This window comes from Brevibacillus sp. JB24b, from assembly GCF_051713385.1.
GTDB classification, from domain to species: Bacteria; Bacillota; Bacilli; order Brevibacillales; family Brevibacillaceae; genus Brevibacillus_B; species Brevibacillus_B laterosporus.
On the sequence record NZ_JBNVQV010000001.1, the window covers coordinates 1,508,213 to 1,523,233 of the forward strand.

17 protein-coding genes and 1 tRNA gene are annotated in these 15,021 nt (G+C 40.2%); 12 read left to right on the forward strand and 6 right to left on the reverse strand.

Going from position 1 to position 15,021, the window contains the following annotated elements; genetic code table 11:
• Positions 1-213 precede the first annotated feature (213 nt).
• Positions 214-573 (reverse strand): L,D-transpeptidase, encoded by a 360-nt coding sequence (locus ACQV1I_RS07340; protein ID WP_094700274.1) that lies wholly within the window; start codon positions 571-573, stop codon positions 214-216.
• A 199-nt stretch (positions 574-772) separates the two neighbouring features.
• On the reverse strand, positions 773-2,020 hold the full coding sequence (locus ACQV1I_RS07345) for a CynX/NimT family MFS transporter (RefSeq protein ID WP_116333209.1): 1,248 nt from the start codon (positions 2,018-2,020) through the stop codon (positions 773-775).
• Between the two features lie 402 nt (positions 2,021-2,422).
• Between ACQV1I_RS07345 and ACQV1I_RS07350 the strand changes: the two genes are divergently transcribed.
• Positions 2,423-2,511 (forward strand) — tRNA-Ser (locus tag ACQV1I_RS07350).
• A 222-nt stretch (positions 2,512-2,733) separates the two neighbouring features.
• On the opposite strand, the gene ACQV1I_RS07355 is transcribed toward ACQV1I_RS07350, so the two are convergent.
• From ACQV1I_RS07355 to ACQV1I_RS07370, 4 genes are all read right to left on the reverse strand, one after another.
• Entirely contained in the window at positions 2,734-2,961 is a 228-nt protein-coding gene (locus ACQV1I_RS07355) for a DUF1266 domain-containing protein (RefSeq protein ID WP_242066270.1), read from the reverse strand.
• A gap of 36 nt (positions 2,962-2,997) precedes the next feature.
• Complete coding sequence (locus ACQV1I_RS07360; protein ID WP_094700276.1) at positions 2,998-3,633, reverse strand: SdpI family protein; 636 nt, start codon at positions 3,631-3,633, stop codon at positions 2,998-3,000.
• Position 3,634: 1 nt separating this feature from the next.
• Positions 3,635-3,904 (reverse strand): autorepressor SdpR family transcription factor, encoded by a 270-nt coding sequence (locus ACQV1I_RS07365; RefSeq protein WP_018672964.1) that lies wholly within the window; start codon positions 3,902-3,904, stop codon positions 3,635-3,637.
• A 275-nt stretch (positions 3,905-4,179) separates the two neighbouring features.
• The gene (locus ACQV1I_RS07370; protein ID WP_018672963.1) at positions 4,180-4,350 is read right to left on the reverse strand and encodes a hypothetical protein; all 171 of its coding nucleotides are present in this window, start codon (positions 4,348-4,350) and stop codon (positions 4,180-4,182) included.
• A 358-nt stretch (positions 4,351-4,708) separates the two neighbouring features.
• On the opposite strand from ACQV1I_RS07370, the gene ACQV1I_RS07375 reads away from it, so the two are divergent.
• The 11 genes from ACQV1I_RS07375 (at position 4,709) to ACQV1I_RS07425 (ending at position 14,950) form a co-directional block, all read left to right on the forward strand.
• Positions 4,709-5,359: a hypothetical protein gene (locus ACQV1I_RS07375; protein WP_094700277.1), complete on the forward strand. Its 651-nt coding sequence runs from the start codon at positions 4,709-4,711 to the stop codon at positions 5,357-5,359.
• A 209-nt stretch (positions 5,360-5,568) separates the two neighbouring features.
• A complete protein-coding gene (locus ACQV1I_RS07380; protein WP_116333210.1) occupies positions 5,569-6,702 on the forward strand; it encodes a conserved virulence factor C family protein in 1,134 nt (377 codons plus the stop codon).
• Positions 6,703-6,716: 14 nt separating this feature from the next.
• Positions 6,717-7,199 (forward strand): peroxiredoxin family protein, encoded by a 483-nt coding sequence (locus ACQV1I_RS07385; protein ID WP_116333211.1) that lies wholly within the window; start codon positions 6,717-6,719, stop codon positions 7,197-7,199.
• A 531-nt stretch (positions 7,200-7,730) separates the two neighbouring features.
• The gene (locus ACQV1I_RS07390; RefSeq protein ID WP_116333212.1) at positions 7,731-9,356 is read left to right on the forward strand and encodes a peptide ABC transporter substrate-binding protein; all 1,626 of its coding nucleotides are present in this window, start codon (positions 7,731-7,733) and stop codon (positions 9,354-9,356) included.
• 16 nt (positions 9,357-9,372) lie between these two features.
• Positions 9,373-10,098: a gamma-glutamyl-gamma-aminobutyrate hydrolase family protein gene (locus ACQV1I_RS07395; protein WP_116333213.1), complete on the forward strand. Its 726-nt coding sequence runs from the start codon at positions 9,373-9,375 to the stop codon at positions 10,096-10,098.
• Positions 10,099-10,368: 270 nt separating this feature from the next.
• A complete protein-coding gene (locus tag ACQV1I_RS07400; RefSeq protein ID WP_094700282.1) occupies positions 10,369-11,004 on the forward strand; it encodes an NAD(P)-dependent oxidoreductase in 636 nt (211 codons plus the stop codon).
• Positions 11,005-11,069: 65 nt separating this feature from the next.
• Positions 11,070-11,669, forward strand: coding sequence for a nitroreductase family protein (locus ACQV1I_RS07405; protein ID WP_116333214.1), 600 nt, complete (start codon positions 11,070-11,072; stop codon positions 11,667-11,669).
• 223 nt (positions 11,670-11,892) lie between these two features.
• The gene (locus tag ACQV1I_RS07410) at positions 11,893-13,251 is read left to right on the forward strand and encodes an MATE family efflux transporter (protein WP_116333277.1); all 1,359 of its coding nucleotides are present in this window, start codon (positions 11,893-11,895) and stop codon (positions 13,249-13,251) included.
• Positions 13,252-13,324: 73 nt separating this feature from the next.
• Positions 13,325-14,395: a DNA polymerase IV gene (locus tag ACQV1I_RS07415; protein ID WP_116333215.1), complete on the forward strand. Its 1,071-nt coding sequence runs from the start codon at positions 13,325-13,327 to the stop codon at positions 14,393-14,395.
• A gap of 1 nt (position 14,396) precedes the next feature.
• Positions 14,397-14,750: a thiol-disulfide oxidoreductase DCC family protein gene (locus ACQV1I_RS07420; RefSeq protein ID WP_116333216.1), complete on the forward strand. Its 354-nt coding sequence runs from the start codon at positions 14,397-14,399 to the stop codon at positions 14,748-14,750.
• Positions 14,747-14,950: a hypothetical protein gene (locus tag ACQV1I_RS07425; protein ID WP_372486577.1), complete on the forward strand. Its 204-nt coding sequence runs from the start codon at positions 14,747-14,749 to the stop codon at positions 14,948-14,950. The genes ACQV1I_RS07420 and ACQV1I_RS07425 overlap by 4 nt, the downstream gene beginning before the upstream one ends.
• Positions 14,951-15,021: the final 71 nt, after the last annotated feature.

Sequence of the window (15,021 nt, forward strand, 5' to 3'; positions counted from 1 at the left end):
GTTCATATCGAAGGAAAACGTACACATTTATGGAAAGAGAGCAAGATATCCGCAAAGAAAAAAACTTTAGATAGCATAATCTTATGATAAGAAAGAAGAATGAAGAGACTCTGTTTTACACCTTGCGGATAGATGACACAGAAAAATCGAAAAGTATCTATTGCACAATCTGGCTCCTTGCTCCATTTTTTCTTAACAAAATAGCCTTTATTATCACACTCTGCGAATACTGACGGGTGTTCCAATTGACACTAGTTTAGCAAGAGCCTCTACGTCACGATTATACATACGAATACAACCGTGTGATACATATTTACCGATGGAGGCTGGATTGTTGGTACCGTGAATTCCATAGTGAGGTTTGCTGAGGCCTAACCAATATGTGCCAAACACACTTAAAGGTCCGCCTGGGTAAGAATTCGGATAGGGAACTTTGCTAACAATGGTAAAATTCCCGTACGGTGTCGCGGTAACTATTTTACCTAAAGCTACGGGGAATGATCGAATGAGTTGGTTTCCATTGAATAAATATAACGTTAGCTTAGATATGGAAACACGGATGTGATAAGACAAAGAAATCACCCTCTAATCAAGCGTCATACATTTTATGCGTGAGAAGTGAAATGGTAACAAATAACTGTTTTATATCAATACAGTGACTCGTACAGGGAAAAAGAGTGGAGAAAAGCACCTATCGAGGTTCGTTTAAATACGTAATTTGAATTTGATATAGGGCAAGCCTAATGAAAGGTTGCCCTATATCAGAGACTATTTATGAGGAATGATTGGTTTTTTCCGATTTATCTAGCTGTGTTACATAAGCAGCTCTACCTGCACCTAGGCCCACGAGTAGCTGTAGTAAGATAACCACAACAATCCCAATGAGAGGAAGACTCCAATCATCCGTGACATCGTGTAAAAATCCAAACAAAATAGGCCCACAAGCTGCCAGTGCATAACCTATTGACTGGGCCATACCAGATAACTCTGCTGATACCATAACATTAGGAGCACGCAGAGCAAACATGGTGAGGGCCAGACTGATACTCCCCCCTTGACCTAATCCAATAAAGATAATCCATAGAAACAACAAAGCGTTATTGCCTATAAGGAGCCCAGCAAAGCCAATCATACCAAACAGAGAAATGAGAACAGCAAGTCCACTTTGATTTTTACTTCGACCAGCAATCATTGGAACAAGAAAGCTGACAGGCAAACTAACAAATTGCATGAGAGACAAAATCCACCCTGCTGATTCCGCACTATAACCACGATCAGATAAGATAGCTGGTAACCATGAAATGCTTACATAAAAAGCTAACGATTGCAGACCCATAAAGAGTGTGACTTGCCAGGCAAGAGGGCAACGCCAAATGCTTTTTCCAGTAACCTTATTTATTGATGATTCTTTTGGAAGGTGAGGGTGTTGAAGCTGAGGAATCCATATTAATGCAGCGACAAGGCTCAGAGAGGCAACACTTAATAGAGAGCCCCTCCACCCAAGTTGTAATCCATGTGCAATTGGTACACTAAGTCCGGACGCTAGTGCCGCAAAGATACCCATTGATAGAGAATAGGCACCGGTCATAATTCCTACGTTATAAGCAAAATCACGTTTGATCAAGCTCGGTAACAAAACGTTGCCGACTGCAATTGCTAACCCAATCAATGCTGTACCAACAAATAGCAAAATAGTCGAAGGCAGATAACGTAAGATAATACCCAGGCTAAGTACAAGTAGACCAATAAATAAAGTTTTTTCCATACCAAATCGACGTGCTAGTTTTGGTGTAACAGGAGATAATATTGCAAAAGCAATCAAAGGTAGGGTTGTTAACATTCCCGCAACTGTGCCAGTAAGACCTGTGGTATTGCGGATATCACTAATCAGAGGTCCAACTGATGTTATTGCAGCACGGAGATTGGCAGCAATTAAAATAATTCCAAGCACGGTAAGGATTGTGCGAATTTTGGACTCATGTGTATGGCTGGTATTCGGGTTATATTGTTGCGTATTCATTTTTTCTCATCTCCTCCCCAAGCATCTTGTAGGACCTGCTTTAGCGTAATCATATATGAGCAGGCAATTACTTCCGTGGTGTCTGCATCTTGTTGTTTAATTGCTTCAATTAGTTGTTCAAATGGAATGATTACTTGTTGAACAGGTGACGTGTTGGTTGATTTAATTTTATAGCGAGTATTACCATCCTAACAACAGTGTACATCCAAATATTGGATGATTGGTATAATGTAGATGGTATCATATAATGAATCATCATTCAATGAGAGTGGTTATCAAGTGTATAATCGATTTTTCAAGGGCTTTAAAAAAATAAAAAAATTTTTATTTCACTCTTGCTAAATAAATTTACATCAGGTATAATAATTTTTGTTGAGAGGTTGTTACCAACATTTACTACACGGAGGGATACCGAAGTGGTCATAACGGGGCGGTCTTGAAAACCGTTAGGCGGCAACGTCACGGGGGTTCGAATCCCTCTCCCTCCGCCATACTTTATAAAAAACACGCTGAAGAAATTCATCGTGTTTTTTGTGCGTTCTAAAGGGTAAAGAATATTGAAGTTCAGGACAACCTGACAATAGTCTCTGTTAGTCAAAAAAAGAAATAGACTTCCTAAATTCTCTAATTAGAGAAAAGTAGTCTATTTCGCAACTGTAAAGAGTTCTTCTTTTTGAGAGGGAGGTTATGATAGATTGTGGAGATGTTCCTAGCTAGTCCAATGATAGATTCCAATCTAATCGATTCCATAGGCTGTTTGGATGCAGGATCAAATTCCGTACAAAACGTGCCATTTTCTCAGCACTCTCACTAGTTGTCTGTGCCCACCAGAATTGTCTTCCTATCAGAAAGCTTGTTCCAAACTCTTGCCAGCTTGAGTATTGTTGTTGAGCAACCATAGCAACTTGTTTTACTAGCTGGACGGTGGTTTTTACATACATAAAATGAGAGGAATTATGTTTGAGGTGATAAGGTGTCTATGGCTTGATCTGACGGTAGTACAGGTAGGATAAGAAATATGTGATGACTACCGTTCCTACTAGAATCACTAAGAGTGCCCAGCTTTGAATAAAGGGAGGTAAAAAACTACTTACAATGACAAGAATGCCTCCCAGAACAAATAATCTACCACCGATAAAATGTGTTTTACGCCAGACTTCATCACTAGCTAACGTCCAGGGAGTCTTAATCCCAACAAAATACGATGGTTGCATACGAGGCATTACATTGCCAATCAGGACAAACAACAAACCTACCAGCATGTTAACAATCAGACCGATGTTTAAATTGTAACCAAGACCAGTTAAGATAACCATACAATGCATGACCAGCATAAATACAATGAATAAATATCTAATGGTTAGATATGTACTCTTTGTCTTAGTGTATGTTTCCTGACGTGGATCAAATTTGGGAAGCACGTTCATCATGACATAGAGTAGGAGCATTAAAAACGGTGCGAAACCAACAGCGTACCATTTAGAATTATAGCGGTCTATTTCTCCGCTTGCGTTCCAGTGCATCGCTACTTCGTTGGGCAGATAAGGGAGACTAAAGATGCTAATGAGAATGGTGATGCTAAAAATCAATATAAAAAACCAATGTTTTTTCATCCTAACGCTCCTCCTCTGAAAAACGTAATATCCATTTCATTACATCTTGAAAAACGGTTGTGTGAAGTGAATACATGATGTGTTGACCCATTCGTTCATCCCGAATCAAATCCGCTTGTTTTAAAAGATTGAGATGATGTGAGATGCTTGGTTTTGTCATGTTAAAATGCTCAGCTATCTCTCCGGCTGTTAAGTCTTTTTCCCGAAGTAGATCAAGAATTTGGCGCCTAGTTGGGTCTGATAAAGCTTTAAAAGTTACGTTTAATCCCATTTCTTAGCTGGCACCCTCTCTATAATTTGATATTTAGATAAATTTCTAATTATTAAAGTATACCATCAGAAGGCAAAATAGAAAAGTCTATGAAAAAATGAGTTCTCTTAGAACAAGTCTCTCAGAACAAGTGTTTTAAGGATTGGAGAGGTATGCCTGCTTTTTATATAACAAAACGCTCCCTTGCTAAATGAAAGGGAGCGTTTCATTGGACATATGCTGTTGACAACATGTAGTGGATCACCTGCCATATCTATTGCAAAGAAGATAGCTTCTTATACTGCTCGAACGTGGTAAAAAGAGAACATAATTTTGGTCGCCAGGGCTTTTGATTTTTCAATAGCCAATTCTTTTGCTTTGCGAGCGGCGTCCAACATGCTGTTCGCTTCTACTCGTTCTTCCCATCTGTTCGTTTTTGTTTCGAACAAAAATGTGTACGTCCTCATCACTTTTTCAACTCCTATTTATATTCTTACTTGTTTATACGATGCAGAAACAAATAAGTTTCAAAAAGTTTGGAAATACAAGAGGTATTCTACTTACTATTATGATCCAAAATAAGGAAAAAGGTAGGGTGTAATTGTTAATTATTTTTGAACATTTAGAAAAAATAATATGAATGGTAAAAGAGAGATATTCAAATGTGAGATTAAAAACAGCACGAACTATTCTATTCTAAAAAAAGAAAAAGGATACCACATACGACTAGTTTTTTTGAAAAAAGGCAAAAAAGACAATCGAACCTGACCATCAGCCGTTTCGCTTCATGTACATTGAAATAAGATAAAACAGGAGGTGAAATCAATGAGTCATGAACTTATTGTTGACCCGCGGGTCTTTCCTCCAACTTCGCAGCCGGCTTATAAAAGCTATAGTGATTGGGCGATAGAATGGTGGCAATGGGCTTTTTCCATTCCAAAGGCTATTCATCCATTATTGGACCTAACTGGCGACTATTCAGAAGTGCATCAAATGAAACAACACGAAAGACCCGTTTGGTTTTTGGCTGGAAGTTACAGTGGACGTCCAGCGGTTCGTACATGTACGATTCCTCATAAAAAGCCGATCTTTTTCCCTGTATGTAGTGCAGTGAGTAATGACATTTTTTTACCCAAAATAACAGGGATGCCTCTAGATTTATCCGGTGGTGCAAAATATTTAGCAGACCATATTGTAGAGGCAAATGTTGTTTTGGATGGGTATCCAATCAAAACAGAAGTGTATCGTGTTTCGTCCCCAATTTTTCCTATCCAGCTACCTTATAATAATCTTCTTGATATAGAGGTTCCTGTTGGTACATGTAAAAAGGCTAATGCAGCTACCGATGGTTTTTGGCTGATGCTAAAACCATTAGGAATTGGAGTTCATCAGTTACAGTTACGTGGAAAAATGACACTTCCTGATACACCAGAACCATATGTAACAGAAGTAACATACGAATTGCTAGTTAAATAGGGAAAATAACCACAGTAAAAATGGGTGAGAAAGTGACCCATTTTTGTTTTACATAAAAGAAAACTCGAAAGCAACGGGGGTGCTCTAAACTGTCAGTGAAGTTTTAGTGGCTCGATTATCATATGCTATACTAGCGAAAAGCATACTGGTAACGTTGGATACAAAGCTTACTTGAGATAGGCTACTTATTACGAAAAGGAGTTGAGCTAATGAAAATACGCTCCATTGAACCTACACCAAGTCCCAATACGATGAAGCTGACGTTAGATGAACAGCTTCCGAATGGAGTTCAACATAATTTTACCCAAAAGACAAAAGGACAGGCCCCGCAGTATATCCAAAAGCTGTTAGGGATAGAAGGAGTTAAAGGGGTCTTTCAGGTTGTAGACTTTATTGCGTTGGAACGATTGTCAAATGCAGCCTGGCAACCAATACTAGCGGAAGCTAAGGAGATATTGGGTGCAGAAGAAATGAGCGGCAGTGATTGGGCGGATAATCAGGAAGAAGCACCTGCCTTTGGAGAATTACAAGTATATGTGCAAATGTTTAGAGATATTCCTATGCAAGTAAAAATTGTTGCAAATGGAGAAGAAACCCGCACGGGACTTCCTGAACGGTTTGCAAAAATGGCAATGCAGGCTGGAGTTACTTCCCCTAACTTAATTACAGAGCGTCAGTGGGTTGAACAGGGCGCACGATATGGAAATGCGAAAGAAGTAGGTGAGGAAGTGGCTCAGGAATTGGATGCTGCTTATGATGAAGCACGATTACAAGTGCTGCTACAAGTAGCATTAGCTCAAGGAGGACAGCAGGAGCCGCCAAAACCGCAACCACCGCAAAAGGTAACAATAGAAATGCTTACTGATCCTGATTGGCGTAAACGTTATGCTGTTTTAGAGCGAATGGAGCCAACGGAAGAGGATCTCCCACTGATGAACAAAGCGCTGGAGGATGAGAAGGCTTCTATACGTCGCTTGGCTGTTGTTTATTTGGGGATGATTGGAACAGAAGAGGTTCTCCCTTTATTGTATCTAGCTTTGCGGGATGCTTCAGCTTCCGTTAGGAGAACAGCTGGTGACACCTTGTCTGACCTAGGAAATCCTAAAGCGATTCCAGCCATGATCGAAGCTTTGCGTGATTCAAATAAGTTGGTTCGCTGGCGTGCCGCTCGTTTTTTATATGAGGTGGGGGATGAATCAGCCTTGCCAGCGCTACATCAGGCTGAAGAGGATAGCGAGTTCGAAATTAGCTTGCAAATTAAGTTAGCTATTGAACGAATTGAGGGTGGAGAAGAAGCAAGTGGGACAGTGTGGCAACAAATGACTAACCGCTCAAGAGAGTAGAGGGGGGAGATCATATGGGAAAAAAGGGACTGTCTATCGGGCATAAAGCTCCAGATTTTGAATTGGAATCAACAAAGGGAATAATCCGGTTAGATCAATATACGGGTAAGCCTTTGTTACTCTTGTTTATTCGAGGAACCTGGTGTCCAAATTGTCGTAAACAGTTGGAAGCCTTACAGCCTGCCTGTTCTCGTTTTGACAAACTAGGTGTACCTATCGTTATTATTGCGGGTCAAAAATTACAAAATCTCATACAGTATGCAGATAGCACCAAGATGCCGTTTCCCTTGCTTTCAGACTCGACTCGTGAAGTAATGAAAGCGTATGAGGTGTTTACTCCTTTTAAGTGGGATTCTTTTCGAATTGCTGTTCCTAGTGCGTATTTATTGGACAAGGAACATGTGATCCGCTATGCCTACATCGGTAGTTCTCAGTTTGACAGACCAGGCGTACAAGATCTGCTAGAGGAAGTACAAAGACTTATAGCAGAGCCGTAGAAGCATCAAGCATAAGCCTAAAAAATCATGAACAGAAAAAAGGCGTCCGTGTTGATACGGTCGTCTTTTTGTGTAGAAATAAGATGATCCTTTTACACGTTGTATCGGTCAAAGGCCATTTTTCCTAGCTTGGCAATGGTTTGTTTGGTAGCGTAAAAAAGGTTGGTTTTCTTTATGCATAAAAGATTCACCTGTAGAAAGATCCTATTTATATATTGCCCATTCGCCACCAGCCGTTTCCGTCGCTTCCAGCATCTGTGCTCCTAGTGATTTTATCATTGAAATAACACCACCCTTTGATTACATTTGTATATACATGAATAAATGAATCCACTATAATAGAAAAAAGTTTTCATCGAGGGGAATGCCTAGAAAGCGCATTAGGACAAGGAATTATTACTCTTATGATATGAATGATTATACAAAAAATCAATTTCTTATCCAGTGTAAAGATGCTGTTCCTCATGAACCCTCGTGAAGAAAGAAACGTAATGTTTTTTTGTTATTTTGAAAAATGAGGAGTGTAAGCCGATGAAGCGATTTCCCATCCGTTCCCTCTGTACTATCCTACTTCTAACTTCTGTATTAACTGGGTGTGGTGTAGTTAGTACAAACAGTTCAGATTCAACTTCAAAACCTGAAAAGACAGCAAATGCTGGGACGAAGGAACAGAAATTACGCCTCAATATTAAGACAGAACCACCAACTGCTGACCCAGGTCTAGCACAAGACGCAATTTCTATGGCTGTTGCTCGTTCTGCTTTTGATGGTCTGATTCGCTTGGGCGAGGATGGCAAGCTGCATGAATCAGTTGCAGAGAGCTACGTTATCTCAGACGATTTGAAAACCTACACGTTCAAGTTGCGCAACTCTACATGGTCAAATGGTGATGCAGTAACTGCTAAGGATTTTGAATACGCTTGGAAACGTGTCTTAGATCCAAAAACGGGTTCTGAGTATGCCTACCAGCTTTATTATATTAAGAATGGACAAAAAGCCAATGCTAAAGAGGTTACTCTAGATCAAGTAGGAGTAAAAGCACTTGATGATAAAACTCTGGAAGTAAAACTAGAAAATCCAACACCATTCTTCCTAGAGTTACTGTCCTCTGTGACCTACTATCCTGTAAACCAGAAGGTAGTAGAAGCTAATGAAAAATGGGCAAACGATGCGTCCACATTAGTTGGTAACGGTCCATTTCTTATGAAAGAATGGCAACATAAATCCAAGATTACGTTTGAAAAAAATCCTACTTATTGGGACAAAGAGAATGTGAAATTGGAGAAGTTAGAGTTTAACATGATTGAGGACTCTACGACAGAATTGAGCATGTATGATAACAATGAGTTAGATTGGTCTGGTTCTCCACTAGGAGACATTCCATCTGATGCGATTGGTGCATTGAAAGATAAATTGCATACCCAAGCGACAGCGGGAACGTACTGGTATGTATTTAACACAAAAAAGGCTCCGTTCAACAATAAAAAAATACGTCAAGCATTTGCCTACGCGATGAATCGTCAAGAACTGATTGATAATATTGTGCAAACAGGTGGAACAGCGGCACTTGGTATTTTGCCTCCATCCATGTCGTTAAACCCAAGTGGCTATTTTACAGATAATAATATCTCAAAAGCTAAACAATTGCTGGCAGAAGGCTTAAAAGAAGAGAAACTGACAAAATTGCCGGAAATAGAGCTTTTGTATAATACAGATGAGTTGCATGCAAAACTTGCTCAGGCTATTCAGGATCAATGGCGCAAAACCTTGAATGTAGAAGTGAAACTGAAAAATATGGAGTTAAAGGTAGTGCGTGAAGCAATGAAGGAAGGTGCCTTCCAGATTGCACGTGCTAGTTGGATTGGTGATTTTAATGATCCAATTAACTTCTTAGAAGTGTTTAAAGCAGAGGGTGGTAGCAACAAATCTGGTTGGTCGAATCCAACATATACTGAGCTCCTAGCTAAATCTTCAGCAGAAGGTAATCAGGAGAAACGTAAAGAGCTATTAAAACAGGCTGACACAATGCTCATGAATGAAATGCCAGTCACTCCGATCTACTATTACACATATAAATGGTTACAAAAGGATGATGTGAAAGGCGTGGTAATCGACGCATTAGGCTTCGTTGATTACAAATACGCCCGCCGCGAGTAGAAAGGGAGCGAGAGGCTTGCGTCCGGTGATCGGAATCGCTAGTTCCAAAATGTACGTTTCAGACAATCGAGTGGATCATTTCTTCTACGCTAGTCATTGTTACGTGGAAGGCATTATTAGAAGCGGAGGAATACCGCTTCTTTTGCCGTTATTACACGAGGGTTTCTATCCAATCGATGAGGTACTTGAGGCTGTTGACGCCGTACTATTGACCGGTGGTGTTGATCCTGCCCCTCATCTATATGGAGAAGAACCTCATCAGCGGCTTGGAGAAGTAGACTATGAACGTGATCAAGCTGAGCTTCGGCTAATCCGTACTCTACTAGATAATCGTAAGCCGATGCTTGGGGTATGCCGAGGGGCTCAAATGATAGCAATAACAATCGGAGGTACCTTAGTACAAGATATTGAGAGTGTGTATCCGAACGCGTTGCAGCATCAGCAAATCGGTTCTAAGCAATATGGCTCTCATTACATTCAGGTGTCAGATGGTTTTTTAAAGAGGGCTTTACGAGCCGAAACAGTCTTGGTGAATAGCTCTCATCATCAGGCTGTTAAAACATTACCTACTGGTTATCATGTGACTGCTGTGGCTCCTGATGGTGTCATAGAAGGATTCGAAAGCAAAGATGGTCTTACTATTGCAGTCCAATGGCATCCTGAACGTATGTGGATGCATGACGAACAGATGCTTGGGATATGCAAGGAGTTTGTACAGCTAGTAAAACAGCAAAGAGAATGATAAATAAAACCGTGGCGTGTAAGCAAGGAGGTTCCTTTGTTTACACGCTTTTTTGCTACGTACAATCCTAAACATAAGATAGCGGTGTTTTAGGTTGGATGCACAATTGACCAAGTTTTGGGCAATCTATAAAAAAACATTTGACAAAAAAGAAAGTTGTAACTAAAATAGTTACAAGAAGAGCGGTTGTCCAATGACTTGATCTGATCTGATTTATTCAAATGAGCTACCGTGTTTTACAATTGATTCCGAATTAAGGAGGCCTTTAATATGAAAATCGCTATTATTGGAGCAACAGGAAGAGCAGGAAAATTGATCATGCAAGAAGCGGTGCAAAGAGGGCATGAAGTAACAGCTATCGTTCGTGATGCATCCAAGCTTGATCAAAATCAAAAGGTAGCTGTGCTACAAAAAGACGTATTTGACCTAACTACTCAGGATTTAAATAAATTTGATGTTGTTGTAAATTCCTTTGGTGCAAAACCAGGAGAAGAGCATTTACATGTAGATGCAGGAAATGTTTTGATTGAGGCGCTAAAAAATGCTCCGCAAACAAAGCTATTTGTAGTTGGAGGAGCGGGTAGCTTGTTTGTAGATGAAGCGAAAACGGTTCGTCTATATGAAACCCCAGAATTCCCTAAAGAATATTTGGCTACAGCAACGAACCAAGGTAAAAATCTGGAGATTCTAAAGCAATCTAATCTACCTCAATGGACCTTCTTAAGTCCTTCAGCTATGTTTGAACCAGGTGAACGTACAGGACGTTATCAAAAAGGTGAGGAAAATTTACTAGTAAATGCAAAAGGCGAAAGTTCTATTAGCATGGAAGATTATGCGATTGCAGTACTTGATGAGCTTGAAAATCCGCATTTTGTTAACAAACGTTTTACTGTTGCATCGGTATAAGTTGACGCCAGTAGGGCAAAGTTTTGAGTAGCATTATTTTTTCTAACAACAGGGAGGCTAGTATCATGGCAAAAGATTTTTATGCAGCAGTCGAAGGAAGACGTTCTATTTATGGTATCAGTAAAGAAGTAAGCATTTCGGATGATAAAATCAAAGAAGTGATTGAATTTGCTCTAAAACATACGCCGTCTTCATTTAATTCGCAAACTGCTCGCATCGTGCTTCTATTAGGAGAACAACATGATAAATTATGGAATTTGACGGAAGCAGCTTTGCGTAAGGTAGTTGGCGACAACAACTTTGCTCCAACAGAAGAAAAAATGAAATCTTTCCGTAATGGATACGGAACAGTACTCTTTTTTGAAGACCAACAAGTTGTAGAGCAACTACAAAAGGATTTTGCGCTGTATAAAGATAATTTCCCGATTTGGTCCCAACAATCTTCTGGTATGCATCAGTTTGTTATCTGGACCGCTCTTGAAATGGAAGGTTTAGGAGCTACCTTACAACATTACAACCCATTAATTAATGAAGATGTGAAAAAGGAATGGAATGTTCCAGGTCACTGGAAACTAATTGCCCAAATGCCATTTGGTCAACCAACAATGGCTCCTAAGGAAAAAGAGTACAAACCACTAGATGAGCGTTTTAAAACTTTTAAATAAGAAACACGTAACATATAAAGACATGTAACAAGATTTCCTTGATCAGGATGAACAGTGTAGTGGAGAAAAACTTGTAAAAATGGATATTTTGGAGCTACCTACCTTGTGGGTAGCTCATTTTTTTATCTACATCCGTATCTCTATTCCCATCCACCTAACATCGAGTTATAATGAACAAATCTTTTAGAACGAATAGATGTCAATGGAGTAAAGAAGGGTGAATGTGAGTACAGAAACCAACAAATATCAACGTCAAACTCTATTTCAAATTACGTGGCCAATCTTTTTTGAACTAGCGCTACATATGGGGATGGGGATTATTGCAACTCTGATGCTAAGTCATTATTCAGATGATGCAGCTACGGGTGTAGGGGTGGCAAATCAGCTCTTAAATATTTTTATTTTGATTTTTAACGTGACGTCAATTGGTGCGACTATTCTGATTGGTCAAAGACTGGGAGCTAATCGATTAGATCAAGCAAGGCAGTTAGCACGTTCTGCTTTTGGCTTAAATTTTTGGTTTGGAATGGCTATTGCTGTGATTGTGGTACTGTTTGGTAAACAATTCCTTAGTCTCTTTGAGCTTAAGGGAGATGTTTTAAACTATGGACTTTTGTTTGTACAAATTTGTGGGGCATCGTTGTTTCTAGAATCAATTGCTTTAGCATTAAGTGCTGTACTTAGAAGTCATGGATACACGAAGGACTCCTTGATGGTCACCCTATTGATGGACATGATTAGTGTAGGTGGTAATATCATCGCGATCACAGGTATTTTTGGATTGCCTATTACGGGAGTTACTGGCGTGGCTTGGGCAATGGTGGTGGCGCGTGCCTTTGCGGTAGGTGCTTTATTATATTTGGTGTTTCGTCAGCTTGCTTTACGCATTCGATTTAAAGATATCTTTATTATAAGAAAAGAGGACATCCAAGGACTTTTATCCATTGGGATTCCTTCTGCTGGTGAGAATTTGTCCTATCAGCTATCACAAGTAATCATTACGGGATTTATTGCGGTGATGGGAGCTTCATCGCTGGCGGCACGTGTCTATGTATTGAATATTTCTATGATTTGCTATCTATTCACACTTGCAATTGCACAAGGTACACAGTTGCTGGTTGCCCGTTATATTGGTGGGAGACAATATGATAAGGCCTTACGTCGCGGGATGCGTACATTAAAAATTTCGATGTGTGCTTCGTTTGCAACGACATTGATTATCGCGTTATTAGGCTCGCCTATTTTACAAATGTTTACGACTGATCCAGCTATTATTGAAGTGGCCCTTCCCGTCCTATGGATCATGGTCCTTACCGAGACAGGTAGAGCGATGAACATTGTTTTAATGGGCTCGTTAAAGTCTGCGGGTGATGTTCGGTTTCCAGTGATCATTGGCATTTTTGCAATGTGGGGGATTGCAGTGGTCTTTAGCTATACACTTGGTATCTATTTTGGGCTGGGCTTACTTGGGGTATGGATTGCACAAGGAATGGATGAATGGTTCCGTGGGTGTTTTGCCATGCGTAGATGGTTAAACAAACCCTGGGATACTACCCAAAATGTAAATCGAGCAACCAAGTGAATTGAATCGCTACACTCAGTGTTCTATAATAGCAATAGAATTGGATGAGAATATATGTTTGGGTGGAGCGGCTATGAAAAAATTTATTCATGTGGACATCGACGCATTTTATGCTAGTGTGGAACAATTGGATCATCCAGAATGGCGCAATCAGCCTGTCATTGTGGGAGGTACGGGCAATCGAGGCGTAGTAGCTACCTGTAGTTATGAGGCTCGTTCGTTTGGTGTGCGTTCTGCTATGCCTGTTGCTATTGCACGTAAAAAGTGTCCACATGGTATTTTTGTTCCTTGTCGCTTTGCTCGTTATCATGAAAAATCCGAGGAAATTAGGCGGATTTATACGGAGTATGCGGAGTTATATCAACCCATTGGACTAGATGAGGCTTATTTAGATGTGTCTCACTACGAAAACGCAGTTCCCATTGCCAAAGAGCTGAAAAGACGCATTAAACAAGAAACCGGCCTTACCTGTAGTATCGGCTTATCCTACAATATGTCTCTCGCTAAAATCGCCAGTGATTTGAGAAAACCAGATGCTTTTGTCATTATTCGTGCAGAAAGTGCTTTGGATATTCTGGCTCCGCTACCAATCAGTGTCTTACATGGTGTTGGTAAAAAATCACAGGAGGTTTTATCTAAAAAGGGGATTGAGACTGTCCGAGATTTGTGGGGGTTGCCTCTTGAGGAAGTAGTTCAACTATTTGGCAAGTGGGGACATGCGCTATATGAGCGTGCACGCGGAGTGGATCAACGAGAAATCGAGATGGATCGCCCTGTTAAATCAATTAGTAGGGAAACCACCCTGGTGTACGATTTGCAGGAGCGTGACCGAATCGCTGAAATTGCCCGAGAATTGCTTGCCCATATAAAAGAAGAAGTGGAGCAAGAGGGAGTTCAACCTCAGACGCTTACGTTGAAAGTTAGATTTACTGACTTCACAACAAAAAGTAAACAGCGTAAAGTAGTGTCAGGAACATCTTGGGATTGGGAAGAATGGTTAGAAATTTTATTGGATGAATTTGATTTCTCGCGTGGTGTTAGATTGATTGGAGTTGGTTTTTCTAATTTTCTGCGGGAAGAGGAGCAGAAGGAAAGATTTGAACAGCTAAGTATTTTTTCACTCCCTGCATGGAAAGGAGTATAGCATGAGTAAGATCATCGTTTATTATGATGAACATTGCAACATGTGTTGCTTTATTCGTGAACGGTTATCTAGTTTATTGTTGCCCGGGAAAAAACAACGAATAGAGTGGCGTCATTATGAGGAGGCACCTGTTTGTCATCTACAAGATAAGGCATGTGGAGAAGCGATGGAAGTCCACCTCCCCTCAGGAGAACGGTTGCGAGCATTTTATGCCGTGAGAAAATTACTTGTTCTTACTTATTTTTGCTGGCTATCGCCTCTTTTCTATTTACCAGGTGCTGCTTATATAGGTGAAAAAGCATATGCTTGGGTTGCTCGAAATCGCTATCATTGGTTTGGAAGGACAGAGGGATGAACAAAATGGCAGATACGAATCGGTTTCATTGCTGTGCGACGTGTCAGCATTTTTGTGTGAACAAGGGTGATAAGGGTGTAAAAACCACCTACTCCTGTAGCAGACTGGGGTATGAGACGAAACCTTCCTATCGTTTTGATTGTTGGCAACCGACAGAGCGTGTTTGCAAATTAGTTGAAAAAGAGAACCTTTCTTTATAGCAGATTTGATTTTGTTTTGCAACAAGCCTTCCAAATATGGTATAGTTAGTCCCGATATCTCGTTCGTGGTG

Bases quoted from the DNA above. Each gene is read 5' to 3' on its own strand.
- ACQV1I_RS07390 (WP_116333212.1), top strand. From the start codon at position 7,731: ATGAAGCGATTTCCCATCCGTTCCCTCTGTACTATCCTACTTCTAACT.
- ACQV1I_RS07405 (WP_116333214.1), top strand. From the start codon at position 11,070: ATGGCAAAAGATTTTTATGCAGCAGTCGAAGGAAGACGTTCTATTTAT.
- ACQV1I_RS07380 (WP_116333210.1), top strand. From the start codon at position 5,569: ATGAAAATACGCTCCATTGAACCTACACCAAGTCCCAATACGATGAAG.
- ACQV1I_RS07345 (WP_116333209.1), bottom strand. From the start codon at position 2,020: ATGAATACGCAACAATATAACCCGAATACCAGCCATACACATGAGTCC.
- ACQV1I_RS07400 (WP_094700282.1), top strand. From the start codon at position 10,369: ATGAAAATCGCTATTATTGGAGCAACAGGAAGAGCAGGAAAATTGATC.
- ACQV1I_RS07420 (WP_116333216.1), top strand. From the start codon at position 14,397: ATGAGTAAGATCATCGTTTATTATGATGAACATTGCAACATGTGTTGC.
- ACQV1I_RS07425 (WP_372486577.1), top strand. From the start codon at position 14,747: ATGAACAAAATGGCAGATACGAATCGGTTTCATTGCTGTGCGACGTGT.
- ACQV1I_RS07375 (WP_094700277.1), top strand. From the start codon at position 4,709: ATGAGTCATGAACTTATTGTTGACCCGCGGGTCTTTCCTCCAACTTCG.
- ACQV1I_RS07355 (WP_242066270.1), bottom strand. From the start codon at position 2,961: ATGTATGTAAAAACCACCGTCCAGCTAGTAAAACAAGTTGCTATGGTT.
- ACQV1I_RS07385 (WP_116333211.1), top strand. From the start codon at position 6,717: ATGGGAAAAAAGGGACTGTCTATCGGGCATAAAGCTCCAGATTTTGAA.
- ACQV1I_RS07360 (WP_094700276.1), bottom strand. From the start codon at position 3,633: ATGAAAAAACATTGGTTTTTTATATTGATTTTTAGCATCACCATTCTC.
- ACQV1I_RS07415 (WP_116333215.1), top strand. From the start codon at position 13,325: ATGAAAAAATTTATTCATGTGGACATCGACGCATTTTATGCTAGTGTG.
- ACQV1I_RS07365 (WP_018672964.1), bottom strand. From the start codon at position 3,904: ATGGGATTAAACGTAACTTTTAAAGCTTTATCAGACCCAACTAGGCGC.
- ACQV1I_RS07370 (WP_018672963.1), bottom strand. From the start codon at position 4,350: ATGAGGACGTACACATTTTTGTTCGAAACAAAAACGAACAGATGGGAA.